This window comes from Cellvibrio sp. GW822-FHT04B05 (assembly GCF_058800985.1).
In genome coordinates this window covers 39,370-64,953 of the sequence record NZ_JBXAMU010000006.1, presented here as the reverse complement: position 1 = coordinate 64,953, position 25,584 = coordinate 39,370, and the positions used below count along the sequence as shown (strand labels likewise).

The 25,584-nt window shown below is 48.1% G+C and carries 22 protein-coding genes; 21 read left to right on the top strand and 1 reads right to left on the bottom strand.

Annotated features, from left to right (window positions below):
• The first annotated feature begins 40 nt into the window (after positions 1–40).
• The 8 genes from queA to AC1RJL_RS18330 all read left to right on the top strand — a co-directional run bounded on the left by queA (position 41) and on the right by AC1RJL_RS18330 (position 12,808).
• Complete coding sequence (gene queA / locus AC1RJL_RS18365; protein ID WP_492916716.1) at positions 41–1,123, top strand: tRNA preQ1(34) S-adenosylmethionine ribosyltransferase-isomerase QueA; 1,083 nt, start codon at positions 41–43, stop codon at positions 1,121–1,123.
• Positions 1,124–1,186: 63 nt separating this feature from the next.
• On the top strand, positions 1,187–2,308 hold the full coding sequence (tgt, locus tag AC1RJL_RS18360) for a tRNA guanosine(34) transglycosylase Tgt (protein WP_492916973.1): 1,122 nt from the start codon (positions 1,187–1,189) through the stop codon (positions 2,306–2,308).
• A gap of 178 nt (positions 2,309–2,486) precedes the next feature.
• Complete coding sequence (secD, locus tag AC1RJL_RS18355; protein WP_492916714.1) at positions 2,487–4,370, top strand: protein translocase subunit SecD; 1,884 nt, start codon at positions 2,487–2,489, stop codon at positions 4,368–4,370.
• 12 nt (positions 4,371–4,382) lie between these two features.
• Positions 4,383–5,546, top strand: coding sequence for a protein translocase subunit SecF (secF, locus tag AC1RJL_RS18350; protein ID WP_492916712.1), 1,164 nt, complete (start codon positions 4,383–4,385; stop codon positions 5,544–5,546).
• Between the two features lie 130 nt (positions 5,547–5,676).
• Complete coding sequence (locus tag AC1RJL_RS18345) at positions 5,677–7,686, top strand: PAS domain-containing protein (protein WP_492916710.1); 2,010 nt, start codon at positions 5,677–5,679, stop codon at positions 7,684–7,686.
• A gap of 259 nt (positions 7,687–7,945) precedes the next feature.
• Entirely contained in the window at positions 7,946–9,097 is a 1,152-nt protein-coding gene (locus AC1RJL_RS18340) for an efflux RND transporter periplasmic adaptor subunit (protein ID WP_492916708.1), read from the top strand.
• A 5-nt stretch (positions 9,098–9,102) separates the two neighbouring features.
• Complete coding sequence (locus tag AC1RJL_RS18335; RefSeq protein ID WP_492916706.1) at positions 9,103–12,240, top strand: efflux RND transporter permease subunit; 3,138 nt, start codon at positions 9,103–9,105, stop codon at positions 12,238–12,240.
• Positions 12,233–12,808, top strand: a complete 576-nt coding sequence (locus AC1RJL_RS18330) for a TetR/AcrR family transcriptional regulator (RefSeq protein WP_492916704.1) — start codon at positions 12,233–12,235, stop codon at positions 12,806–12,808. Before AC1RJL_RS18335 ends, AC1RJL_RS18330 begins: the two co-directional genes overlap by 8 nt.
• 62 nt (positions 12,809–12,870) lie before the next feature.
• On the opposite strand, the gene AC1RJL_RS18325 is transcribed toward AC1RJL_RS18330, so the two are convergent.
• Entirely contained in the window at positions 12,871–13,674 is an 804-nt protein-coding gene (locus tag AC1RJL_RS18325; protein ID WP_492916702.1) for an inositol monophosphatase family protein, read from the bottom strand.
• Positions 13,675–13,929: 255 nt separating this feature from the next.
• Here AC1RJL_RS18325 and trmJ point away from each other — a divergent pair, with 255 nt between their 5' ends.
• From trmJ to pilW, 13 genes are all read left to right on the top strand, one after another.
• Complete coding sequence (gene trmJ / locus AC1RJL_RS18320; RefSeq protein ID WP_492916700.1) at positions 13,930–14,766, top strand: tRNA (cytosine(32)/uridine(32)-2'-O)-methyltransferase TrmJ; 837 nt, start codon at positions 13,930–13,932, stop codon at positions 14,764–14,766.
• Between the two features lie 183 nt (positions 14,767–14,949).
• Positions 14,950–15,438 carry a Fe-S cluster assembly transcriptional regulator IscR gene (iscR, locus tag AC1RJL_RS18315; RefSeq protein ID WP_492916698.1) on the top strand — a complete coding sequence of 163 codons (489 nt, stop codon included), beginning with the start codon at positions 14,950–14,952 and terminating at the stop codon, positions 15,436–15,438.
• A gap of 35 nt (positions 15,439–15,473) precedes the next feature.
• Positions 15,474–16,634 (top strand): IscS subfamily cysteine desulfurase, encoded by a 1,161-nt coding sequence (locus tag AC1RJL_RS18310; RefSeq protein WP_492916696.1) that lies wholly within the window; start codon positions 15,474–15,476, stop codon positions 16,632–16,634.
• 38 nt (positions 16,635–16,672) lie between these two features.
• Entirely contained in the window at positions 16,673–18,109 is a 1,437-nt protein-coding gene (sufB, locus tag AC1RJL_RS18305) for a Fe-S cluster assembly protein SufB (protein WP_492916694.1), read from the top strand.
• An 84-nt stretch (positions 18,110–18,193) separates the two neighbouring features.
• Positions 18,194–18,973 carry a Fe-S cluster assembly ATPase SufC gene (sufC, locus tag AC1RJL_RS18300; protein ID WP_492916692.1) on the top strand — a complete coding sequence of 260 codons (780 nt, stop codon included), beginning with the start codon at positions 18,194–18,196 and terminating at the stop codon, positions 18,971–18,973.
• A gap of 2 nt (positions 18,974–18,975) precedes the next feature.
• A complete protein-coding gene (gene sufD, locus AC1RJL_RS18295) occupies positions 18,976–20,298 on the top strand; it encodes a Fe-S cluster assembly protein SufD (protein WP_492916690.1) in 1,323 nt (440 codons plus the stop codon).
• Entirely contained in the window at positions 20,291–21,541 is a 1,251-nt protein-coding gene (locus AC1RJL_RS18290) for a SufS family cysteine desulfurase (RefSeq protein WP_492916688.1), read from the top strand. Before sufD ends, AC1RJL_RS18290 begins: the two co-directional genes overlap by 8 nt.
• 30 nt (positions 21,542–21,571) lie before the next feature.
• Entirely contained in the window at positions 21,572–21,928 is a 357-nt protein-coding gene (locus tag AC1RJL_RS18285) for a HesB/IscA family protein (protein ID WP_492916686.1), read from the top strand.
• Positions 21,929–21,953: 25 nt separating this feature from the next.
• A complete protein-coding gene (sufT, locus tag AC1RJL_RS18280) occupies positions 21,954–22,490 on the top strand; it encodes a putative Fe-S cluster assembly protein SufT (RefSeq protein ID WP_492916684.1) in 537 nt (178 codons plus the stop codon).
• 22 nt (positions 22,491–22,512) lie between these two features.
• Positions 22,513–22,935: a SufE family protein gene (locus tag AC1RJL_RS18275; protein ID WP_492916682.1), complete on the top strand. Its 423-nt coding sequence runs from the start codon at positions 22,513–22,515 to the stop codon at positions 22,933–22,935.
• 188 nt (positions 22,936–23,123) lie between these two features.
• A complete protein-coding gene (gene ndk / locus AC1RJL_RS18270; protein WP_492916680.1) occupies positions 23,124–23,549 on the top strand; it encodes a nucleoside-diphosphate kinase in 426 nt (141 codons plus the stop codon).
• 42 nt (positions 23,550–23,591) lie between these two features.
• Complete coding sequence (gene rlmN, locus AC1RJL_RS18265; protein ID WP_492916678.1) at positions 23,592–24,770, top strand: dual-specificity RNA methyltransferase RlmN; 1,179 nt, start codon at positions 23,592–23,594, stop codon at positions 24,768–24,770.
• Positions 24,757–25,578, top strand: coding sequence for a type IV pilus biogenesis/stability protein PilW (gene pilW / locus AC1RJL_RS18260; RefSeq protein WP_492916676.1), 822 nt, complete (start codon positions 24,757–24,759; stop codon positions 25,576–25,578). The genes rlmN and pilW overlap by 14 nt, the downstream gene beginning before the upstream one ends.
• The last annotated feature ends 6 nt before the right edge of the window (positions 25,579–25,584 follow it).

Below are 25,584 nucleotides of genomic sequence, written 5' to 3'. Positions count from 1 at the left end.
CTTTTCCACGCCAATCCCTTTTAAAAGCTGTCTGATTGTTATGCGCCGCCAGGATTTTTCTTACGATTTGCCCGATTCCCTTATTGCCCGTGCACCCGCTGCAGAACGACGGGGTAGTCGTTTATTGCAGTTGGACGGTCCGAGCGGGCAGCTTACGCATGGGCTATTTCCCGATCTGCTCAATCTGGTTGAGTCGGGCGATTTGATGGTGTTTAACAATACCCGCGTGATTCCCGCGCGCTTGTTCGGCCAGAAAACATCGGGCGGGCAGGTGGAAATTCTGGTGGAGCGCGTGCTGGATAATCGCCGCGTGCTTGCCCATACCCGCGCCAGCAAAGCGCCCAAAGTGGATTCGCAGGTTATGCTGCAGGACGGCACCCGCGTGCAATTGGTTGCCCGTCACAATGCGTTATTTGAATGGGAATTCCTGGGCGATGATTCAGCGTTGGTTGTTTTGGATCGTATCGGCCATATGCCGCTACCTCCTTATATAGATAGGGACGATGTTGCTGCCGACCGCGAGCGTTATCAAACCGTGTATAGCACAGAGCAGGGGGCTGTTGCGGCGCCGACTGCCGGTTTGCATTTTGATGAGTTGATGCTGGAGCAGTTGCGTGCAAAAGGTGTTAACACCGCGTTTGTGACTTTGCACGTGGGCGCTGGGACTTTCCAGAATATGCGCGTCGATAATATTGTCGAGCACCAGATGCATTCGGAAATTATGGCGGTATCGCCCGAGGTGTGTGAGTTGGTGCGCGCAACCAAAGCGGCGGGCAAGCGTGTTATCGCCGTGGGTACAACCAGTGTGCGCAGTTTGGAATCTGCTGCGCAAGGTTATGCTGATGCCGCGCAAAAAGGTGCGATCCATCCTTATCAGGGCGAAACCAATATCTTTATTTATCCCGGTTACCAATTCCAGGTAGTGGATGCATTGGTAACCAATTTTCATTTGCCGGAATCGACGTTGATTATGTTGGTATCGGCCTTTGCCGGTTATGGTTTTACCATGGCGGCATACAAGGAAGCGGTTGCACAGCAGTACCGTTTTTTCAGTTATGGCGATGCCATGTTTATCACCCGCAATCCCGCTGCTGCGCAACAGCCAGTGAGCGCGTCTAACTGAGTACCTTTTCCTTAACCCCATGTAGCAGAAGCCAGAGAGAAGATCGTGACTAACCAATGTTTTATGGAATTTGAATTAGATAGCCAGACGGGCAGAGCGCGTCGCGGCCGGTTGAAGTTTCCGCGCGGCACAGTCGAGACTCCGGCATTTATGCCTGTAGGAACCTACGGTACTGTGAAAGGTATGACCCCGCGCGATGTGGAAGATATAGGTGCGCAAATTATTTTGGGCAACACCTTCCATTTAATGCTGCGCCCCGGCACTGAAGTGATAAAGGCGCATGGCGACCTGCACGATTTTATGCAATGGAAAGGGCCGATCCTCACTGACTCGGGTGGCTTTCAGGTTTTCAGTTTGGGCAAGTTGCGCAAGATCACCGAAGACGGTGTGACTTTTAAATCACCGATCAACGGCAGCAAGGTGTTTATGGGGCCTGAAGAATCGATGCAAGTGCAGCGGGATTTGGGCTCGGACATCGTCATGATTTTTGACGAGTGCACACCCTATCCGGCGAGTATGCATGAGGCGCGCGATTCAATGGAGTTATCGCTGCGCTGGGCGAAGCGCTCCAAAGTTGCCCATGGCGATAGCCCGTCTGCACTTTTCGGCATTGTGCAGGGCGGAATGTACGAAAACCTGCGCGGTGAATCCCTGCGTGGTTTGGTTGACATCGGGTTTGATGGTTATGCGATTGGCGGTTTGTCGGTCGGCGAGCCTAAAGAAGATATGTTGCGAATCCTGGAAGACCTCACCCCGCAAATGCCCAAGCATAAACCGCGTTATTTGATGGGTGTGGGTAAACCTTCGGACCTGGTAGAGGGCGTGCGTCGCGGTGTGGATATGTTCGACTGCGTAATGCCGACCCGTAACGCGCGCAACGGTCATTTATTCACCAGCGAAGGCGTGATCAAATTGCGCAATGCCAGGTATCGCGAAGACACTGGACCGCTTGATCCTTTGTGCGATTGCTATACCTGCAAAAACTTCTCCCGCGCTTACTTGCATCATTTGGACAAATGTAACGAGATGTTGGGCGCGCAACTTAATACTATTCACAATTTGCGCTATTACCAACAGATCATGGTGGATATACGTAAGGCCTTGAGTGATAACACTTTTGATGCATTTTTGGCAGATTTTTATGGTCGCCAAGGCTTGGAAGTTCCGCCGGCGCCCCAACAATGATCGCTTCGCCGTTGTTGTAAGTGAATTAAAGGGTATAATCCGGCGCCTTAGACCATACCGCAGTCAGCAATTTGATTGTGTGCAAGTAGAAAAGTAGGCGAATTAAAGTACACGATTTGAGCGGTACAGCGAATCGAAACGACTTCAAAACCCGCCGTTGATAAGTTGGGAAATATATATGCTAAATCGCTACCCGCTGTGGAAATACCTGATGCTTATCGCCTTGACGGCAATAGGTTTTATTTATTCCATTCCTAATATTTATATCCCTGATCCGGCTGTACAGGTATCGGGCGACTCCAGTGCGAAAGTTATCGATGCGGCAGTGCAGTCGCGTATCGAGCAGGCATTGAAAGACGCCAACATCGAATACTTCGGCGCTGAGTCAGATGGTCACTCGGCCATGGTTCGCCTGAGAGGTCATGAAGCACAAATGCATGCGCGTACGGCTATCCAACGCGCATTGGGCGACGGCTACATCGTTGCTTTGAATAGTGCGCCCACAACACCTGGCTGGTTACAAGCAGTGGGGGCAGCGCCAATGAAATTAGGTTTGGATCTCGCGGGTGGTGTGCACTTTTTGTTGGAAGTTGACAGCGAATCTGCAGTGGCCAAGCGTCAATTGATCAGCGCGGATGATATGAAAGATAAATTGCGCAAAGCCAAGCTGCGCTATTCATCTATCGTGGCTAATAAAGACAACCAAATCGTAGCGCGTTTCCGTACGCAAGAATCTGTTGACCAGGCTATCAGTGCATTGCGTGGCGATTATCCAGGTATGCAATTTGTAAAACAAACTGCAGCAGCAGACGCGGAGGAATTTTCATTTGTCGCTACCTTAAGTGAAGCAGCGGTGAAAGAAATTGAGGACTACGCACTCAACCAAAACCTGGTGACTTTGCGTAACCGCGTAAATGAATTGGGTGTATCCGAACCTATTGTGCAACGTCAGGGCCGCAGCCGTATTATTGTGCAGTTACCTGGTGTGCAAGATCCTGCAGAAGCCAAACGTGTTATCGGTAAAACCGCTAACCTTGAATTCCGTTTGGCCGCATCGCCCGATACTTTGGTTTCAAACAAAGAAGAATTTCCTTTCAAAGATGAGTTGATGCAAATGCAGCGTGGGAATGCTGTATTGGAAAAACAACTTATCGTGACTGGCGACAGCGTTACCGATGCGAAGAGCAGCTTCGATCCGGAAACCAACCAACCGCAAGTAAATATCACGCTCGATAATCTCGGCGGAACCAAAATGAACCGCGTGACGCGCAACAATGTCGGCCGTCAAATGGGCATTCTGTTTATCGAATACAAAACCCGTACGCAAATTGTAAAAAATGCGGCAGGTGAAGAAGTTGAAAAAGCAACGCAATATATCGAGCGTAAAGTCATTAGTTTGGCCACTATCCAAAGCGCATTGGGTATCCAATTCCGTATCACCGGTTTGGATCAACCCGGTGAAGCAGCTGAGCTTGCGTTGCTGTTGCGTGCCGGTGCACTTGCTGCGCCTATGCACTTTGTTGAAGAGCGAACCATCGGTCCATCACTCGGTGCGGATAACATCAAAAAAGGTGTTGAATCCTGTATCTGGGCGTTGATCATGGTGTTCATCTTTATGATGGTTTTCTATCGTGTGTTCGGCATCTTTGCCAATATCGCTCTGGCTATTAACGTACTGTTATTGATGACCGTATTGTCAATGTTCGGTGCAACACTGACCTTGCCGGGGATCGCGGGGATCGTACTCACCATGGGGGTAGCGGTAGATGCGAACGTACTTATTTACTCGCGGATACGCGAAGAGCTGCGCAACGGCGCTTCTCCTCAGCAGGCAATTTATACCGGTTATGAGCGCGCTTTTATTACGATTCTCGATGCGAACCTGACAACGATGATTGTGGCAATTATTTTGTTTGCCGTAGGCACTGGTCCAATTAAAGGTTTTGCGATCACATTGTGGATTGGTCTGGTTACTTCCATGATTACTTCCATCATGGTAAGTCGCGCATTGGCGAACCTGGTTTATGGCCGTCAAAAAAATCTGCAAAAAATTTCCGTATAAGAGAGCGCGGCTATGACTCATGAATTAAAAGTTATTAACTTTATGGGAATTCGTAAGTATACGAACGCATTCTCAATTGTTATTGCGATCCTGGCGATTGCATCTATTGTGTTTCAAGGATTCAAACTCGGTTTGGACTTTACCGGTGGTACACAGCTGGAAGTGCAATTTGATCGTCCAGCCGATCTGGTAAAAATTCGTCATGTGTTGGAAGAGGAAAATCTTCACAGCCCTGTTGCGGTAACCTTTGGTAGTGACCGCGACGTTATGATTCGTACCCAGGATCAAATGTCGTTGAAAGGTCGCGATCAAATTACAGCCGAGATCGCAAAATTAGGTAATGGCGCTGCGCTGTTTGAAGTGGCCCGCCCGACGCGGGAACTGGATGGATTTGTTGATGTAATAGTGATCAGCAATGCGACACCTGAGCAAATTACCCAATCCAATATTTTTGATTCGCAACGTTTTGGCCGCACGCTTATCGGTCAGCGTGACGGTTACACCACTGTTGCCATCGAGAAAGGTTTGGAGTCTGTTTACAGTCAGGTACTGTTACAAAAATTGCAAACAGCTACCGGTGCCTCTATTCAATTGCGCAGTAGTGAGTCGGTTGGGCCACAAATTGGTGACGAGCTTCGCGATAGCGGTGGCTTGGGCATCCTGTTTGCGTTTGCGCTGGTATTTTTATACGTTGCAGTGCAATTCCAGTGGAAGTTTTCCGTCGGTGCATTAGTTGGTTTGGTGCATGTTACCCTGGTAACCCTTGCCTGCTTTACCTTCTTTCAATGGGATTTCGATCTCAATGTGTTGGCGGCGATCATCGCGCTGATTGGTTATTCCATTAACGATACCATCGTAATTTTCGACCGTATCCGCGAAAATTTCCGCAAGTTGCGCGCGATGGACCCTATCGAAATTGTGAATATTTCCATGACCCAAACACTGGCCCGCTCGTTGATGACTCACGTTACGGTGTTTTTGGTAATGACTGTACTTTTCATCTTCGGTGGTGAATTGTTGGCGGGTTTTTCCAAGGCAATGATGATCGGTGTAGTGTTCGGCTGTTTCTCATCTATTTACATCGCGGCAAACGCGACTGTTGCAATGGGTATCTCCAAAGAAGACTTGATGCCACGTCCGAAAGAGGGTGAAGAGGGCGCTGACCTTTCTCCTTGATTCTCCTTTCGTAATGTAACTGAAAAAACAGCGCCCACAGGCGCTGTTTTTGTTTGCAGGTTTCGGTAATTGTACATTCGCGATATCTCGGGTATCGTCCAACCAAATTCTCCACTCGCTAATAATTCCTATGATCGAGCACATCAGTTTTAGTCCCTCCTTGCAGTTTAGCGATGACCTTGAGTTATTGCGTGCCACCGTGGGCCGTTTCCAGCGCATCTTTAATGGTAGCGGTTATGGTTTTTGGGAGTGGGATCTACAGACTCAGCACATCGAATGGTCTGGTGGATTTTGGGAGCGTTTGGGGTACGGACCCGAGGACGCTGAGAGCATCAGCGATGCTTCCAAAGTGCTTACTTTTATGCATCCTGATGACCGGGAGTTTGCGATTGAAGCGGCACGACAACATTTGCGCAGTGGTAAACCGCTCGATGTTTCCTATCGCATCAAAACCAAAAATGGTGACTATATCTGGACGCAAGTGCGTGCTGATTCGCTGCGCGATGAAAATGGTCACGCGACGATTATGTCGGGTGTGAATTTTGATATCACTGAAATCAAAAAAGTAGAAGCCGCCTTGCGTGAGAGTGAGGCGCGGCAGGTACGGATTATCCAGGCATCCAGTGACGGTATTTGGGAGTGGTATGCAGATCGCGGTGGATTTCATTTTTCGCATCGCTGTTGGGAATTGTTGGGTTATGACGATCTGGATGATGTGTTAACCGAAGGTGAAGACCGGTTAAAAATTTGGCGCAAACATATTTATCCGCAGGATTTATCCAAATTCGATAATGCATTAATCGAGCACATGGCCGGACGTTCGCCGTTTGATGTGGAATACCGGCTGATTAGTACCCAAGGCGAAATTCGCTGGATTCGCGGTCGTGGCCGCGCCGTGTTCAATGAGAAAGGCCAGCCGATTATGATGTCGGGCAGCAATATGGATATCACTGAAGTAAAGCGCGCTGAAGAGCGTGTAATTCAAGCGAAAGAGCAGGCCGAAAAAGCTAACCGGGCAAAATCGGAATTCCTGTCCAGTATGAGCCATGAGTTGCGCACGCCACTCAATGCAATCCTCGGTTATACGCAGTTATTTGAGTACGACGGCAACTTAAAATCCCAACAAGTTGATAACGTGCGCGAAATCCGCAAAGCAGGTGAGCATCTATTGCAATTGATTAACGATGTATTGGATCTTGCGAAAATTGAATCGGGCAATATGACTGTCTCGCTTGAGCCGGTCTTGGTCTCTCGCCTTATAACGGAATGTTTTACCTTGGTTCAACCGCAGGCGGATGCAAAAGGAATCCGTTTATCGTCATCGCTCGCAGAATTTTCCAATACTTATGTCATCGCCGATCATGTTCGCTTTAAGCAAGCGCTATTAAATTTGCTGAGCAACGCAGTGAAATACAACCATGTCGGCGGTGAAGTTGAAGTGAAACTGGCCGCGCAGCCGGGGCAGCAATTGCGTATTAGTGTACGTGATACGGGGCGTGGAATTCCGTTGCAACGTCAGAGCGAAGTTTTTCAACCCTTCAATCGATTAAGTGCCGAAAATACCAGCATTGAAGGTTCCGGCGTTGGCTTGGTAATCACCAAGCAGCTGGTAGAAATGATGCAAGGGCGCCTCGATTTTACCAGTGCAGAAGGGATGGGTACGACTTTCTGGATCGACTTTCCGATGGCAACTGAATGGAATACCGATTCAATTGCGCGCAACGCATCGAATAAGGATTACACCCCCGCAGTCCTGCATGTACAGCGCAATTGCAAAGTGCTTTACGTGGAAGACAACCCGACCAATATCCGTTTACTGCAGCAAATTTTTGCCCGTTATCCTCAGCTTGATCTGGATATTGCGGAAGAGGCATTTTTAGGGATTTATAAAGCGCGCAGCCAGCGCCCGGATCTGATCATTTTGGATATTAATTTGCCGGGGATGGATGGTTATGATGTCCTTGGTGTATTGAAAAACGACCCGGACACACGGGAAATTCCGGTGATCGGTTTGTCCGCCAATGCCATGCCCTACGATGTTGAGCGCGGCCGCAAAGCCGGTTTTTTTGATTACCTGACCAAGCCTGTCGATATACATCGCCTGATCGATGTATTTAATAAACTGCTGCAAGATAAATAAATCCTATTCGATCCCTCTCTTCCGGCGCCCTAATGGAACGTCGGTTTGCTTTACTCCTTGTGATCACACCTTAAACACAATCGTTAACAAGTGCAAAAGTTGATGGTTTTCCAACACTTACAGCTTATTATCGTTCAGTGAACATTTGTTCATTTTTATCTGCAACTTTTAGCTGTTCAGATGTACACAGACAAGTGCACGATCCTCTTCCGGCAGTATTTTATTTAGCCTCTCATTACCGCGCTTTAAGGAGTTCACCATGTTCGCAGTCGTTCGATATAGGACAATTTTCGCTATAGGAATCATGGGGTTAGCGCTTTCTGCCTGCGATAGTAAAGCCCCGCCAGCGGCGGCGCCTGCACCCATCGAAGTTGGTGTCGTAACTCTCAAGGCTTCAGATGTTCCATTACAAGCAGATTTGCCGGGCCGCACTTCAGCCTACCGTAAGGCAGAAGTACGACCGCAGGTGAGTGGCATTATCCAGAAGCGATTATTCGTAGAGGGCACCGAAATCAAAGCAGGTACACCGTTGTACCAAATCGATCCTGCCACCTATGAAGCCGCACTTGGCAGTGCGCAAGCGGAGTTGGCGCGTGCCGAAGCCAACAATGCTGCTGCGCAGGCTAAAGAATCCCGTTACAAAAACCTGAATGTTGCCAAAGCCATCAGCCAGCAGGATTACGATGACGCACTGGCTAATTTCGGCCAGACCAAAGCGAACGTGGCAGCCGCTAAAGCCGCCGTCCAGACCGCGAGTATCAATCTCAAGTACACCAAAGTACTTGCACCAATCGATGGTGTGATCAGCAAATCGTCGGTAACTGAAGGTGCGCTAGTCAGTGCAGGGCAAGCAGATGTGCTTGCTAGTATCCTGCAACTTGATCCAATTTATGTTGATGTCTCCCAATCTGCAGAAGAGTTGTTACAGCTTCGCCGTGAAATGCTTAAGGGCGATGTGTCGGCGATAGAGTCTGCGAAGGTTCGGCTACTACTGGATGATGGTTCTGTCTACGAGCATGAAGGTAGTTTGCAATTTGCCGAAGTTGGCGTGAATGAAACAACCGGCTCGGTGACCTTGCGCGCGCAATTCCCTAACCCGGATCGTCTATTGTTGCCCGGCATGTTTGTGCGCACCCAATTGGAGGAGGGTGTACGCACCAATGCGTTATTGGCGCCACAGCGTGGAGTTACACGCGATCGCTCCGGAAATGCGACGGCAATGGTGATTAATAAGCAGGGCTTGGTTGAAGTTCGTGCGATTAAAACCGGCCGTTCAGTTGGTGACCAATGGTTAGTGCTGGAAGGTTTGGCCGTGGGTGATCAAGTGATTGTTGAAGGTTTGCAAAAAGTAAAGCCTGGCGCGCCCGCTAAAGCGGCTGCGAATACCACTAGCAGCAAGGCCAAGGAGTAAACGATATGGCGAGGTTTTTTATTGATCGCCCGGTGTTTGCCTGGGTTATCTCCATCATTATTATGCTGGCGGGCGCGCTTTCTATTTTTAAATTGCCCATTGCCCAGTATCCGGAAGTGGCGCCGCCTGCAGTAAGTATTAGCGCTACTTATCCGGGGGCGTCTGCGCAGACGGTGCAGGATACCGTGATCCAGATTATCGAGCAGGGCCTTACGGGTATCGACAATGTGCAATATATGTCGTCGACCAGTGAGTCCAGCGGTCGCGGTGAAGTAACGCTGACTTTCCTTGCCGGTACTGATCCGGATATCGCCCAGGTTCAGGTGCAAAATAAATTGCAAACGTCCATGCCGTTGTTGCCGCAAGAAGTGCAGCAACAAGGTATCCGCGTTACGAAATCGTCTGCCGGTTTTTTAATGGTGATCGGTTTTGTATCGGGTGATGGCCGTATGGATAAATACGATATCGCCGACTATGTTGCTGCTAACGTGCAGGATCAATTGAGTCGTGTAAATGGTGTAGGGCAAATCCAGTTATTCGGTTCGCAATACGCGATGCGTATTTGGTTGGATGCCAACAAACTTGCAACGTACAACCTCACAACGGTCGATGTGGCAACCCAAATTCGCGCGCAAAATGCGCAGATCGCTGCGGGTGAATTGGGTGGTACTCCGGCGCTGCCGGGCCAGCAAATCAATGCCAGTATTGTGGTGCAAACACGTCTCTCTACACCGGAAGAATTCCGCAATATTTTATTGCGCGTAAATCAGGACGGCTCGCAAATTCGCTTGGGTGATGTAGCGCGTGTTGAATTGGGTGGTGAAAATTATCAATTCGAAACCGAATACAACAATCTTCCTGCAGCAGGTATCGCCATTACTTTGGCAGCGGGTGCTAACGCATTGGATACTGCCGATGCAGTGCGCAAACGTATTGATGAACTCTCCGGATTTTTTCCACCGAATTTGGAGATTGTGTACCCTTACGATACCACCCCCTTCGTAAAACTTTCTATTGAAGCCGTAGTACACACGCTTATCGAAGCCATCATCCTGGTATTTTTGGTGATGTACTTATTCCTGCAAAATTTCCGCGCAACATTGATTCCAACAATTGCTGTGCCCGTTGTGTTGCTCGGTACTTTTGCTGTCTTGTCGGTATTCGGTTTTTCGATCAATACCTTGACGATGTTTGCGATGGTGTTGGCGATTGGATTGCTGGTAGATGATGCGATTGTGGTGGTGGAGAACGTCGAGCGGGTAATGGCGGAAGAGGGGCTATCGCCAATTGAGGCAACGCGCAAATCCATGCAGCAAATTACTGGTGCGTTAATCGGTATTGCGATGGTGTTATCGGCGGTGTTTGTACCCATGGCATTTTTCGGTGGATCAACCGGGGTAATTTATCGTCAATTCTCTATCACTATTGTGTCGGCGATGGTGTTATCGGTAATCGTTGCGTTGACCTTGACACCTGCACTTTGTGCAACCTTGTTGAAGCCGGTAAAGCATGATCACTATGAGAAAAGTGGTTTCTTCGGCTGGTTTAATCGCAAATTCAACCGTGCGACCGATAAATACCAAAGCGGTGTTGGTTCCATGTTAGGCAAAACCAAGCGCTACATGTTGATCTACGGTGCGATTGTTATTGTGCTTGGATTACTGTTCATGCGTTTGCCAAGTTCATTTTTGCCCGACGAAGACCAGGGCATCATGTTTACCCAAATGACATTGCCAGTGGGTGCAACCAAAGAGCGTTCAATTGTGGTGATGGACCAGATTGAAAAACATTATCTGGAAAATGAAAAAGACAATGTTCGTTCAGTGTTTTCGGTAATCGGATTCAGTTTCAGCGGTCGTGGACAAAATAATGGTATCGCGTTCGTAGGCATGAAAGATTGGAGCGAGCGTACCGACGAAGCGCAACACGTGCAAAGTATTGCCGGTCGTGCGATGGGGGCTTTTGCGCAAATCAAAGATGCTATGGTGTTTCCGTTCGTTCCACCTGCGATTACGCAGTTAGGTACTTCATCCGGATTTAATTTGCAGTTGCAAGATTTGGGCGGGTTAGGGCATGAAGCATTGATGCAGGCACGCAATCAATTTTTAGGTGCAGCAGCACAAGACCAACGTCTGGTTGGTGTGCGTCCGAACGGGCAGGAAGATAATCCGCAATTCAAACTGGATGTAGATCAGGAAAAAGTTGCTGCACTGGGCGTTTCCCTGTCGGATGTGAACAATATTTTTTCCACCGCATGGGCCGCATCTTACGTGAACGATTTCATCGACAAAGGACGCGTGAAGAAAGTGTATCTTCAGGGCGATGCGCAATATCGCATGCTGCCGGAAGATGTAAAAAATTGGTACGTGCGCAATTCCCAAAATGAGATGGTACCTTTCTCTGCATTTACCTCTGGTCGCTGGATTTATGGTTCGCCACGGCTTGAGCGTTATAACGGCGTGCCATCTGTCAATGTGATCGGTCAGGGGGCACCGGGTGTAAGTTCGGGTGATGCGATGTTGGCTGCAGAAGAAATTATCGCAAAATTACCGCAGGGGATTGGTTATCAATGGACCGGCATGTCACTGCAAGAGCGTGAGTCTGGCAATCAGGCACCGCTGCTGTACGCCTTGTCGATCTTGATTGTATTCCTCTGCCTTGCTGCACTCTATGAGAGTTGGTCGGTGCCGTTCGCAGTGATATTGGTTGTGCCGCTCGGTATTATCGGTGCTGTGCTATTTGCAATGGGGCGTGGTTTGTCCAACGACGTTTACTTCCAGGTTGGTTTGTTAACAACGATTGGCTTGGCTGCAAAAAATGCGATCTTGATTGTTGAGTTCGCCAAATCCCTTTACGAAGATGGTATGGGATTGGTCGAAGCAACAATGGAAGCTGTGCGTATGCGTTTGCGCCCAATCATTATGACTTCGCTCGCCTTTATGTTGGGCGTAACACCGCTGGTAATCAGTTCGGGTGCAGGTTCCGGTAGCCAAAACGCAATTGGTACCGGTGTGTTTGGTGGAATGTTCTCTGCAACTGTACTGGCAATTTTCTTTGTGCCGGTATTTTTTGTGGTGGTATTCCGTCTATCTCACCGTTGGTTTCCAGCAAAGAAGCAAGACGAGCCGGTAAGTCATGAATAAGTGCGAAACTATTCTTGATTCCACTTTAAACCTGTTGGCGAGCCGTGGTTTTCACGGCTTCTCCATCCGCGATGTTGCGAAAGAAGCGGGTGTAGCCACAGGCACTGTGTATTTATATTTTGAAGATCGCGATGATTTAATCAAAAAGTTGCACAGCCAAATTATTGAAACAGTCGGGCGGGAAGTATTTGTTACCACAGGCAGGGAGCTTTCTTTGTATCAACAATTTCATCAAATGTGCTGCAACTTCTGGTCGCTGTTCAAGAAGCAGCCTGCAATTATTTTGAGTAAGGGCCAGTTTGATCATCTTCCTCCGGACTTGCTGCGCAGTCGTCATGAGGAGGCAAAGGTTGTATTGGAACCGCTGTTTACTTTCTTTATTCGCGGGAGAGATGATAAAGCACTAAAAAATTTACCCGATGAAATTTTGTTCTCGCTGGCTTTTGAACCTTATTTTGAAATCGCACGCAAATCGCTGCAGGGTTTTGTTGTCGTTGATGATGAAATGCTTGAGCGGATTATTCGTGCGAGTTGGGATTCAATTGCAGTGCATCATCCGGCTGGATAATTGTCTGAATAAAAAACGGCGAGCCTGGCTCGCCGTTTTTTATTGCCAATTCCTGATCACGATTATTTAAGGTGACCAAGATTCTTTTGCACGATTTGCAGGATCGGTTTAAACACTTTGGGTGAGCCGCACACAATGTGGCCGGTTTCCAGGTAATCAGCGCCGCCATTAAAGTCGCTGATCAAACCGCCAGCTTCTTTCACCAACAAAATACCGCCAGCAATATCCCACTCGTTTAAATTCATTTCCCAGAACGCATCAAAGCGCCCTGATGCAACATAAGCCAAATCCAATGCCGCTGAACCGCAACGACGAATCCCTGAGGTTTGGCCAGCAATTTCTTGCACGCATGCGAGGTAAGGGCCGATATGTTCAAACGCATAACCACTAAAAGGAATGCCGGTGCCAATTAATGCACCTTCCAGGTTGCGGCGGCTGGATACGCGCAAACGACGGCCATTCAATGCAGCACCACGGCCACGGCTGGCAGTAAATTCTTCGCGTTTGATAGGATCGATAACAACGGCGTGTTCAATCTGGCCTTTGTATTTGCAAGCGATGGAGATAGAGAAGTGCGGTACCCCGTGAATAAAGTTGGTAGTGCCATCAAGCGGATCGATAATCCATTCGTAATCAGGGTTTTTGCCAGGTTGGTGTCCGCCTTCTTCGCCGCGGATGCTGTGATCGGGATAGGCTTTACGGAGATGGTAAATAATTTCTTTTTCTGCGGCTTTATCGACTTCAGTTACATAGTCGTTGCGGCTTTTGGTTTCGATCGTTAACAAATCAACACGCTCAAATGCGCGTTCGATCAACTCAGCAGCTTTGCGCCCGGCGCGCAAGGCAATCGTCAACATGGGTTCCATAAAGCACCATTCAATAAAAGCAATAAGTTAGCAATTAGATCGGTATCGTTAGATAACACTAATTCAGGGATAGGGATTGTATAAAGAGCGGGGCCGCAGGTGACTTTAAAGCAACTCTTGCTTAGTACCTCTCGCCAAGGGCGCGCAGTATAGCTGCAAGTCGTCACTAGAGGCTAGTGATAAGTGACTGTATACTGCGCGCCGTTTTATTGAGTCCTTAACTCTCACCTCCTTATTTGTTATCGGGATCCGCCTATGTCAGCCCAACCTTTTGCCAACATCCGTATCGTTTTGGTTAATACCAGCCACCCGGGCAATATTGGCGGCGCGGCGCGGGCGATGAAAAACATGGGCTTAGGGCGCTTATATCTTGTATCACCGCAGGAATACCCTTCAGACAAAGCCGTCTGGCGTTCTGCCGGTGCAACCGATGTGCTCGATAATGCAGTGGTGGTGGAAACTCTGGATGAAGCCATCGCCGGTTGCAGTCTGGTCGTAGGTACCAGCGCCCGAGAGCGTCGTATTCCCTGGCCATTGTTAGACCCACGCCAATGCGGTGAAAGTGTTTGGTCGGAGGCGGGGAGTCATGAGGTGGCCATTGTGTTCGGGCGTGAAGATCGCGGCCTGACCAATGAAGAGTTGCATAAGTGCAACTATCACGTGCATATCCCGGCGAATCCTGATTACAGTTCGCTTAACCTGGCGACCGCAGTACAGGTAATCACTTATGAGGTTCGCATGGCGTATTTGCAGGCTGCGGAAGGTAATACCTTGCCACAACATCAATGGGATATGCCGCCGGTAGAAGCGCAGGCGATGGAAACCTACTATGAGCATCTTGAGCAAACGCTCGCCGAATTGAATTTCCTTGATCGCGATAATCCCAAACAGACCATGACCCGTCTGCGTCGTCTATATAACCGTGTGCGTATGGATCAAATGGAACTGAATATCCTGCGCGGTGTGCTGACGGCGGTGCAAAATTATGTGCATTACAGTGGCCAGGTGATGACCAAATTTGGACTGAAGCCCGGTCTGGAATCCATGCGCGAGCAAGTTAAGGGTGAAAAGGGCGATCCTAAGGGAGAATAAATCCTAAAAAGGGACATAAATCCGGTTAATTGATCTGATATTCACCCTTCAGTCGATTGGGCGTTGGAAAAGACTGAATACTTGAGTAAAATACTCGGAATTGGCGTCGCGACTGATTCCTGCTCATCTTGCTCACCTTCGGCGACTACTAACAACGGGATTTTTTACGAGGCCCAGCCGCTTATGAGACTTACCACGAAAGGCCGCTACGCCGTCACCGCCATGCTGGATTTGGCGCTGCACAGCGATCAGGGACCCGTTAGTCTGGCGGATATCTCTACACGCCAACGGATTTCCTTGTCTTACCTGGAGCAATTATTTGCGCGTTTGCGCCACTTTAAGCTAGTCAAAAGTGTACGTGGCCCCGGCGGCGGCTATCGCCTTATGGGCAACACCGCAGATATTTCAATTGCCCAGGTGGTGGATGCGGTGAGTGAGTCCCTGGATGCAACGCGCTGTGAAGGTAAAGGTAATTGCCAGGAAGGTGAGGTCTGTTTGACTCACCATCTATGGGAAGATTTGAGCGCACAGATCCATCGCTTCCTGAGCGATATTACGCTCGCCGATTTGGTGGCGCGCAATGATATCCAGTCGGTGCGCCTGCGTCAGGATGAGCGTTTGATCAATACTCATTGCGATGAATCCCACATTGCTGTGAGTGAAATTCTGTAACTGTATTTTCACCTTACTCCAAGGTATTGACCGTTTTGCGCAAGCCCATTTATCTAGATTACGCCGCGACAACTCCGGTTGCCCCTGAAGTGGCAATACGCATGGCGCAATGTCTGACACTTGAAGGTACCTTCGCCAATCCTGCTTCACGCTCTCATCTTTACGGCTGGCAAGCTGAGGAAGTAGTAGAAGAGGCTCGCGCGCAAGTTGCCAGTTTGATTAACGCTGATCCGCGTGAAATCGTGTGGACCAGCGGTGCGACCGAGGCGAACAATCTTGCGCTTAAAGGTGCTGCAGAAACCTATCGCACAACGCACAAAACCGGTGGCCATATTATTGTGTCGGCGATTGAGCACAAGGCTGTACTCGATCCTGTCAATTGGTTGGAAGCGCAAGGTTTTCAAGTGACTCACGTACAACCGACGCAAGAGGGAATTATCACGGCTGATACTTTGTCCAACGCCTTGCGGAGCGATAGTTTTTTAGTGAGTGTCATGCAGGTCAACAATGAATTGGGCTGCATCAATGACATCAAAATTTTAAGTGGCCTTTGTAACGCGCGCGGCATTTTATTTCATTGCGATGCTGCACAAAGTGCCGGAAAAATTGTGGTTGATGTCAAGGCGCTCGGCGTGGATTTGCTTTCGCTTTCAGCGCATAAATTTTATGGACCAAAAGGTATTGGTGCGCTCTACGTGCGCCGTGCGGGTGAAGTAAAAATCGCAGCACAAATACATGGCGGTGGGCATGAACGCGGTATGCGTTCTGGCACATTGCCCACTCATCAGTTAGTGGGAATTGGTGAGGCTGCGCGCTTGGCTGCTGAACAATTAGTTAATGAGGCAGCGCGCATAAAAGTATTGCGCGACCGTTTATGGGAAGGCATTGCGGATTTACCAGGAGTAAAACGCAATGGTTCCAGCACTGATTGCGTGAGTGGCATCTTGAATGTTTCATTTGGTAATGCTGACGGCGAGATGTTATTGCTCTCGTTACGTGATTTGGCCGTTTCCAGCGGCTCTGCGTGTAACTCGGCCAGTATGTCGCCCAGCTATGTGCTTAAAGCGATTGGTTTGAACGATGAAGCAGCGCAAGCGTCGCTGCGTTTTAGTATTGGTCGTTACACCACAGCCGACGAAATTGAATATGCGATTGAACACCTTCGCAGTGTTATCGCCAAGCTGCATAAGGCTTAGTGCCCGGCACAAGCCCCCAGCAAAAAAAGGTAAAAGCAATGTCTGAACAAGTCGAACAACTCATTAAGAAAGAATACGCGGCGGGTTTTCATACCACCATCGATTCGGAGACCCTTCCTCCAGGGTTGAATGAGGATGTTATTCGTTTTATTTCAGCGAAAAAGAATGAGCCGGAATGGTTGTTGGAATGGCGTTTGAAAGCCTATCAATCCTGGTTGGAAATGACAGAACCGGAATGGGCCCACGTCAAATACGATGATATTGATTTTCAGGCGGTCTCTTTTTACTCCGCCCCAAAATCTATGGACGACAAGCCAAAAAGTTTGGATGAAGTCGATCCGGAATTATTGCGTACTTATGAAAAGTTAGGGATCCCGTTGCATGAGCAAGCTGCACTTGCCGGTGTTGCTATGGATGTGGTGTTTGACTCTGTTTCAGTGGTAACGACTTTCCGCGAAAAACTGCTCGAAGTCGGTGTGATTTTTTGCTCGATCAGCGAAGCGGTACATAAATATCCCGATCTGGTGAAAAAATATATTGGCTCAGTTGTGCCGCAAAAAGACAACTACTACGCCGCGCTTAATTGCGCAGTGTTTTCCGACGGCTCCTTTGTGTATATCCCCAAAGGTGTGCGTTGCCCGATGGAGTTGTCAACTTACTTCCGTATTAACGAACAAAATACCGGTCAATTCGAGCGCACCCTAATTATCGCGGACGAAGGTTCGCATGTAAGTTATCTCGAAGGTTGCACCGCGCCGATGCGCGACGAAAACCAGCTGCATGCGGCGGTCGTTGAATTGATTGCGCTCGATAATGCCGAAATCAAATATTCTACCGTGCAGAACTGGTATCCCGGTAACGAAGAAGGCAAAGGCGGTATTTATAATTTTGTGACCAAACGCGGCGTGTGCCACACCAATGCCAAAATTTCCTGGACTCAAGTTGAGACAGGTTCGGCAGTAACCTGGAAATATCCAAGTTGTATTCTGCGTGGTGATAACAGTGTGGGTGAATTTTATTCCGTAGCGCTCACCAACAATTATCAGCAGGCCGATACCGGAACCAAGATGATCCATATCGGAAAAAATACCCGCTCGACCATTATTTCCAAAGGGATTTCTGCCGGTAAAAGCTCCAATGCCTATCGCGGTTTAGTGCGGATCAATCCCGGTGCTGAAGGCGCGCGTAATTACACCCAATGTGATTCCTTGCTGATCGGCGATAAATGTGGCGCACACACTTTTCCTTATATTGAAAGTAAAAATCCGAGCGCGGTAATCGAGCACGAAGCCACCACCTCAAAAGTGAGTGAAGACCAGATGTTCCTCTGCCAGCAGCGCGGACTGGATGCAGAAAAAGCAGTGTCCATGATCGTGAATGGTTTCTGTCGCGAAGTATTTAAAGAGCTGCCGATGGAGTTTGCGGTTGAAGCCGGCAAATTATTGGAAGTAAGCCTTGAGGGTTCAGTAGGCTAATCGTCAGCGTGAATTTGTAGGTTGGGCTAGTCGCGAGTTCATCGAGCGACGTAGCCCAACAAGAAGATTAAAATTGAATTTACCGTGTTAGAAAATTATCGGACTGAAAAATTTATGTTACGCATTACTGATTTGTTTGCTCGTGTTGAAGAGAAAGAAATTCTTAAAGGTTTAAATTTGACCGTTAATCCCGGAGAGGTTCACGCCATTATGGGGCCAAATGGCGCGGGTAAAAGTACATTGGGTAATGTGTTATCTGGTCGCGATGGTTATGAAGTGACTGGCGGTAGCGTTGAGTTTAATGGCAAGGATTTGTTTGAGCTGGAAATTGAAGAGCGTGCGCGCGAAGGGTTGTTTCTCGCATTCCAATATCCAGTAGAAATTCCAGGCGTAAGTAATATGGAATTTTTGAAGGCTTCTGTTGATGCCAGGCGTAAGCATCATGGGCAACCAGACTTGTCTGCTGTTGAGTTTATGAAGCTCGCGCGTGAAACCAGTAAGCGCGTTAACCTTGAGCAGGCCTTTTTGAAACGCGGTGTTAACGAAGGCTTTTCTGGCGGCGAAAAGAAACGCAATGAAATTATGCAAATGATGTTGCTCGAACCGAGCCTGTGCATTCTTGATGAAACAGATTCGGGTTTGGATATTGATGCCCTGCAAGTCGTTGCCAACGGTGTTAATGCTATGCGCTCACCCGAACGCAGTTTTATCGTAGTGACTCACTACCAACGTTTGTTGGATTACATTGTGCCTGATTATGTGCATGTGCTCGCAAATGGTCAAATTGTAAAAACCGGTGGTAAAGAATTGGCGCTGGAACTGGAAGCAAAAGGCTATGCCTGGCTTGAAAATGAGGCTGTGTAAGCATGAGTGATTTTCAGCATCAAGCTATACGACTCACCTCGCAGCAACACCCGCTGACCTGGTTAGAGGCGCTACGCAATAAGGCCACGGATGATTGGCTGGCGCAACCCTGGCCGACGCGCAAAACCGAGCATTGGAAATACACACCGATGCAAGCGTTGCACAAGACAATCCTGCATACCTGGGGTGCTACCGCAAACCAGACTCTTGATAAAGCGCTTGTAAATGAACTGATTCCGCTGGACGCTTTTCGTTTGGTGTTCATTAACGGCGTTTTTGATTCGGCACACTCCAGCAAATTGCCGGAATTTATAGTGCGCTTTTCGCAAGCTAACAAAGACCAACAAGCGCTTATTGAAAAGTATTTAGGAAAAATTGTAGAGGGCGAGCAGCATTTGTTTGCCACCTTAAATAACGCCTGGCTTGATGATGGCATTTTGGTTCATGTGCCGCGCAATGAGCAGTTGGAAAAGCCTGTATATATTGTCAATGTTGCCACTGCAAAAGCGGCTGTGAGTAACCAGCGTGTATTGATACTGCTTGACGAAAATTCACGTGCAGATATCGTTGAGCACTATTTCTCAAGTGATGAAGCGCAAAATGGTTTTGCTAACTCACTGACCGAAATTCACTTGGGCGATGGTGCCAATTTGCACCATTATCGCTTGAATCTTGAGGAAGAACATGCGCAACACATAGGCGCAGTACATGTGGATTTGCAGCGCAACGCCCGGTTTCGTGGATTTGCCTTGGCCTTGGGTTCCAGTTTAATGCGTGTTGATTATCAATTAAATCATCGTGGGCAAGGCGCTGAATTGGATTTGCAGGGCGTTTATCTACCTCGCAATCAGCAAGTCGTGGATTACCACACGAATGTTTGCCATTGGGTTCCGCATTGCAGATCCAATGAAGTGTTTCGTGGGATTGTGGGCGATTCTGCCCAAGCAATTTTTAATGGACGTATTTATATTCATCCGGATGCGCAGAAAACGCTGGCGGAGCTGAGTAACAAAAATTTGTTGACCTCAAATAAAGCGGAAGTAAACACCAAGCCGGAATTGGAAATTTATGCCGATGACGTGAAGTGTGCCCATGGCGCTACTATCAGCCAGCTCAACAATAATGCCCGCTATTATTTGCAAAGCCGTGGTCTGTCGCGCGCTGAAGCGGATGTGATGCTGAGCTTTGGTTTCATCAACGAGTTGTTGGAGCAGATTGCCCAGCCGGTCGTTCATGATTATTTGCAACCGCGTTTGGCCAAACTTTTTGGGCGCGACAATAGTTTGATCGATGCCAGTGTGTTAGCGGAGTTGGCAGATGACTGAGTCTTTGGTGGGCGTCGATGCTGCATATTTTGATGTCGAAAAGATTCGCGCCGATTTTCCTATTTTGCACCAGCAAGTTAATGGCCAACAGTTGGTGTATCTCGATAATGCAGCGACTACACAAAAACCCAATGCAGTGATCGATGCAATTAGCGATTACTATCGCAATGACAACAGCAATGTACATCGTGGTGCTCACGCATTGGCGGATCGTGCGACAGTCAAATTTGAAGCTGCACGTGAAAAAGTGGCTGCGTTTTTAAATGCGGCTTCGGCCAAGCAAATTATTTGGACACGCGGCACTACCGAAAGCATTAATCTGGTCGCTGCTTCATGGGGTAAAACCAACTTGCAGCCAGGTGATCGCATTCTCGTATCGGCGATGGAGCATCATTCCAATATTGTGCCGTGGCAACTAGTGGCGCAAACAACTGGCGCAACCGTTGAGCCAATCCCGGTTGATACTAATGGCTGCATCAATATTTCTGCTTTTGAAAGTATGCTCGATGCGCACGTAAAAATGGTCGCTGTTGGTCATGTGTCAAATGCAATGGGCACTATCAATCCAGTGGAAAACATTATTGCTTTGGCTCATGCAGTTGGTGCGCGTGTATTAGTAGATGGTGCGCAAGCCGTTAGTCATTGGACTGTGGATGTGCAGCAATTGGATTGTGATTTTTATGTGTTATCAGCACATAAATTATTTGGCCCAACCGGTTTGGGTGTGCTCTACGGCAAGGTAGATTTACTTGATGCCATGCCACCTTATCAAGGTGGTGGAGAAATGATCGAGACTGTTGCGTTCGCAGGTTCAACATTTAACCAATTACCGTACAAGTTTGAAGCCGGTACACCTGATATCGCCGGTGCGATTGGTTTTGGTGCTGCTATTGATTATTTAAACGCAATGGATCGCATCGCTGCTGCAGCGCATGAACAAGCGCTGTTGAATTATGCTGAGGAAAAAGCCCGTGCGACACCAGGCTTGAAATTGATCGGCACCGCCACACATAAAACATCGGTAATGAGCTTCTTGTTGGAAGGCGCGCACCCTGCTGATGTTGGCGTGTTATTGGATAAGCAAGGTGTTGCCGTGCGCACGGGTAACCATTGCGCGCAACCGATTATGGATCAGTTCGGAATTCCCGGAACTGTTCGCGCAAGTTTCAGTTTTTATAACACCTTTGATGAGGTGGATCGCTTATTCGCCGCGATAGAAAAAGCGAAAACATTTTTGCTCTGATGAGCAATGAGTTAACCCCTGGAGACTGCTATGAGTATTGCATCATTTGATCCGCAACAACCTGTGCAGGTAACGCCGACTGCTGCCGCGCATTTCAAGCGTCAGTTGGGTTCGAGTAAAGACGCCAAGGCAGTTCGTTTGAGCGTTAAGCAAAGTGGCTGTACCGGGTGGATGTACGTGGTTGATTTGGTCGCTGAAGCTAAAGCCGACGATTTGCACATGCTGCTGGGCGAGGGCGTCGAGTTGCTTGTTGATGTCAATGCCTTGTCGGTCGTGAGCGGTACAGAAATTGACTATGTTACCGAGGGCGTCAATCGCCAACTCAAATTCAATAATCCACGTGCAAAAGAATATTGCGGCTGTGGTGAAAGTTTCAGCGTCAACTAACAAGGCGCTTGAGTAGAGAGTTCATATGTCTGAAAGACGCATGGTGGTTGCCCAGGCGGATTGTCCTGCCCGGCGTGTGCCTGATGGTTCCCCGCTGACAATCCCCGAAGGTACGTTCGTTACTATTACCCAAGCATTGGGTGGTAATTACACGCTGACTTATCATGGTCAGATGGTCAGGGTAGATGGCACCGATGCCCATTTGCTGGGCTTAGAGGCAGAAACCATCAATTTCCCCGCTCCTGTTGATGACAAGATAATAGAAGAGCAGGTGTGGCAGGCGTTGGGTAGTGTTTTCGATCCTGAAATTCCGGTCGACCTGGTAAATTTGGGCCTTATTTACAGCGTAAAAATTGACCAGGCTGCACATCAAGTAGATATTCGAATGACGCTGACTGCTCCTGCCTGTGGGATGGGGCCGGTATTGGTGGGTGATGTTGAATATCGCGTACGGAAAGTGCCAAATGTCGAAAAAGTAAAGGTTGAGTTGGTATTTGATCCGCCTTGGCAGCGTCATATGATGAGCGAAGAAGCGCAGTTACAAACTGGCATGTTTTATTGATTTCCCTGTATTGAGATCTCTAATGACCCAATTTGGTATAGATGTTAGCGTCGATGACATTATCGACAGCCTCGGTTTTTTCGATAACTGGGAAGAGCGCTATAAGTACATTATCGATCTTGGCAAAGAGCTGCCGGAGATGAGTCCCGGCCTCCGTACGGATGAATATCTGGTGCGCGGCTGCCAAAGCCAGGTGTGGCTGGTCGATGAATGGCGCGATGGCAAGCTGTTTTTTCAAGCAGATAGCGATGCCTTTATCGTCAAAGGACTCTTGGGTGTAGTATTGGCTGCCTTCAATGGGAAAACCCCGGGCGAGATTCTCGCGTTCGATATAGACGCTTATTTCACCAAGCTGGATTTGCTCCAGCATCTCAGTTCGACGCGTGGAAACGGCCTTAAAGCCATGGTTAAGCGGATACAGGACAAGGCAGGGCGCGCCAACTAGGTCGGGTCATATTCTGCCCACAGGGACGGACTTGGGGACTACCTGATTTTGTTTATTTATCAAATAGCTAGGATATAAAAATAATGTAAACCCGCGTATAATTCGCGGGTTTTGTATTTTGTAGGCCTTGATTCCGCAGTTGGCGCGGCAAGTGAGCCTGCAGTAACCGGAAATGTATGGAGCTTCTCATGGCTGTAGAACAAACTTTATCCATTATTAAACCTGATGCAGTAGGCAAAAATCATATCGGCGAAATCGTCGCTCGATTTGAAAAGGCTGGTCTCAAGATTGTTGCCCAACGCATGTTGTTGTTGAGCCGTGCCCAAGCCGAAGGGTTTTACGCTGAGCATAAAGGTCGCCCATTCTTTGATGGGTTAGTCAATTTTATGACTTCTGGCCCAGTAGTGGTGCAGGTGCTTTCGGGCGAAAATGCTATCGCGCTGAATCGTGAGCTTATGGGCGCTACCGACCCGGCCAAGGCTGCCCCAGGTACCATCCGCGCCGATTTCGCAACCGCAATTGATGCGAATGCGGTGCACGGTTCAGACTCTCCCACTTCTGCTGCGCGTGAAATTGCTTATTTCTTTGCCAGCAATGAAGTGGTGATTCGTTAGTTAAATTATTGTATTCCCAACGTTGTTCATAGGTATTGAGCCATGACTGAAGTATCCGGTTCCACTTCTCCCGCGCTTGCGGAGGTTGCAGAGGGCTCTGCCAAAATGAACCTGTTGGGCTTGCCAGAAGCCAAACTGGTGGCTTTTTTTGAATCTATTGGCGAGAAAAAATTTCGCGCTATTCAAGTAATGAAATGGATTCACCAGCTTGGTGCTGACAATTTTGATGATATGACCAACGTCAGTAAAGATTTGCGTGCAAAGTTAAAAAGTATTGCCGAAATTCGTCTCCCTGAAGTAGTGCAGCAATTCGATTCAACTGATGGAACACGCAAATTTTTGATTCGTGTTAGTGGCGGCAATGTTATTGAAACTGTATATATTCCTGATGGTGATCGCGGTACTTTGTGTGTGTCATCGCAAGTCGGCTGTTCGTTGGATTGCAGTTTTTGTGCAACAGGAAAACAAGGTTTTAATCGCGATCTAACGGCTGCTGAAATTATTGGTCAAGTGTGGATTGCCGCAAAATCCTTTGGTCAGTTGCAAGCCAATGGCCCTCGTAGCGTTACCAATGTGGTAATGATGGGAATGGGTGAGCCCTTGCTTAATTTCGATAACGTTGTTGATTCCATGCATCTTATGATGCATGACAATGCCTATGGGATTTCCAAGCGTCGAGTTACTCTGAGTACATCCGGTGTTGTGCCGCAGTTGGATCGGTTGAGTCAATATACTGATGCTTGTCTCGCTATCTCGCTGCATGCTCCTAACGATGAGTTGCGTAATGAATTGGTTCCTATCAATCGTAAATATCCTATTGCGATGTTGCTCGATTCGGCCAAGCGCTACATCGAAGCTATGCCCGATACCCATCGCAAAATTACAATTGAATACACCTTGATTGATCATGTTAATGATCGGCCGCATCATGCGCACCAACTGGCAGAACTTCTGCGTGATGTACCGGTCAAGATAAACTTGATTCCGTTTAATCCATTTAATTTGTCGAATTACAAACGTGTGAGTAATAACGCATTACGTAAATTCCAGGATATTTTAATGGAAGCTGGCTACATTACGACGGTTCGCACTACGCGTGGTGATGATATTGATGCTGCTTGCGGTCAATTGGCGGGACAGGTGAATGATGTTACTCGTCGGAGTGAGCGGTATCGCGCAAAATTCGATGACCTTCAAGCGGTAAAGATTGTTAATCAATAAGTCAAATACAATGGTGTCAGTAATGAAAATGAATAATTTTATAAGATTGCTGAAGTTAACCTTGGTGTCTGTTGTTGCTGTGATATTGCTTACCGGTTGCGCCTCGGAAAGTAAAACTGGAAAAGCCACACGTCAAATTGATAAAACTAAATCGTTAGAGCTACATATAAAATTAGCGCAGGGGTATATCGATAAGGGAAATCGGGAATCTGCACGCCACCATTTGCGTAAAGCTGCGGAGATTGATAAGAACTCTCCAGATGCAACTGAGGCAATGGCCCGCCTTTATCAGTTGGAGGGTGAGTCGGTTCTGGCAGAAGAGACTTTTAAAAAGGCAATTAAACAGAAGCGCAATTTCACCTTGGCCAATAATAACTACGGAGTGTTTTTATTTGGTGCAAAACGATATGAAGATGCATTGAAACAATTTGAATTGGCGGCGGCCGATCTTGATTACGATGGTCGTGCTTCTGCGTTAGTGAATGTAGGCCGAACTGCATTGTTGCTCGGTAAAAATGAGCGTGCTAAAGCGGCTTTTGAACATGCTTCGGTATTGGATCGTGGTCTTTCAGAACCACATTTGGAGTTGGCTGATATTAGCTTTCAAAAGCAGGAGTATGCAGACTCCAAAAGGCACCTGGATAGATATCAAGCGCTGGGGCAGCAGTCTTCACGCGCATTGTTGCTAGGCATTCGATTGGAGCGGATTTTTGGCAATAAAGACAAGGAGGCAAGTTATTTGTTGGTGTTGAAAAATCGTTTCCCTTATTCCAAAGAGTATTTGGAATACAAACAAACAATGATGTAAGTAGCG

Bases quoted from the DNA above. Each gene is read 5' to 3' on its own strand.
- queA (WP_492916716.1), top strand. From the start codon at position 41: ATGCGCCGCCAGGATTTTTCTTACGATTTGCCCGATTCCCTTATTGCC.
- tgt (WP_492916973.1), top strand. From the start codon at position 1,187: ATGGAATTTGAATTAGATAGCCAGACGGGCAGAGCGCGTCGCGGCCGG.
- secD (WP_492916714.1), top strand. From the start codon at position 2,487: ATGCTAAATCGCTACCCGCTGTGGAAATACCTGATGCTTATCGCCTTG.
- secF (WP_492916712.1), top strand. From the start codon at position 4,383: ATGACTCATGAATTAAAAGTTATTAACTTTATGGGAATTCGTAAGTAT.
- AC1RJL_RS18345 (WP_492916710.1), top strand. From the start codon at position 5,677: ATGATCGAGCACATCAGTTTTAGTCCCTCCTTGCAGTTTAGCGATGAC.
- AC1RJL_RS18340 (WP_492916708.1), top strand. From the start codon at position 7,946: ATGTTCGCAGTCGTTCGATATAGGACAATTTTCGCTATAGGAATCATG.
- AC1RJL_RS18335 (WP_492916706.1), top strand. From the start codon at position 9,103: ATGGCGAGGTTTTTTATTGATCGCCCGGTGTTTGCCTGGGTTATCTCC.
- AC1RJL_RS18330 (WP_492916704.1), top strand. From the start codon at position 12,233: ATGAATAAGTGCGAAACTATTCTTGATTCCACTTTAAACCTGTTGGCG.
- AC1RJL_RS18325 (WP_492916702.1), bottom strand. From the start codon at position 13,674: ATGGAACCCATGTTGACGATTGCCTTGCGCGCCGGGCGCAAAGCTGCT.
- trmJ (WP_492916700.1), top strand. From the start codon at position 13,930: ATGTCAGCCCAACCTTTTGCCAACATCCGTATCGTTTTGGTTAATACC.
- iscR (WP_492916698.1), top strand. From the start codon at position 14,950: ATGAGACTTACCACGAAAGGCCGCTACGCCGTCACCGCCATGCTGGAT.
- sufB (WP_492916694.1), top strand. From the start codon at position 16,673: ATGTCTGAACAAGTCGAACAACTCATTAAGAAAGAATACGCGGCGGGT.
- sufD (WP_492916690.1), top strand. From the start codon at position 18,976: ATGAGTGATTTTCAGCATCAAGCTATACGACTCACCTCGCAGCAACAC.
- AC1RJL_RS18290 (WP_492916688.1), top strand. From the start codon at position 20,291: ATGACTGAGTCTTTGGTGGGCGTCGATGCTGCATATTTTGATGTCGAA.
- AC1RJL_RS18285 (WP_492916686.1), top strand. From the start codon at position 21,572: ATGAGTATTGCATCATTTGATCCGCAACAACCTGTGCAGGTAACGCCG.
- sufT (WP_492916684.1), top strand. From the start codon at position 21,954: ATGTCTGAAAGACGCATGGTGGTTGCCCAGGCGGATTGTCCTGCCCGG.
- AC1RJL_RS18275 (WP_492916682.1), top strand. From the start codon at position 22,513: ATGACCCAATTTGGTATAGATGTTAGCGTCGATGACATTATCGACAGC.
- ndk (WP_492916680.1), top strand. From the start codon at position 23,124: ATGGCTGTAGAACAAACTTTATCCATTATTAAACCTGATGCAGTAGGC.
- rlmN (WP_492916678.1), top strand. From the start codon at position 23,592: ATGACTGAAGTATCCGGTTCCACTTCTCCCGCGCTTGCGGAGGTTGCA.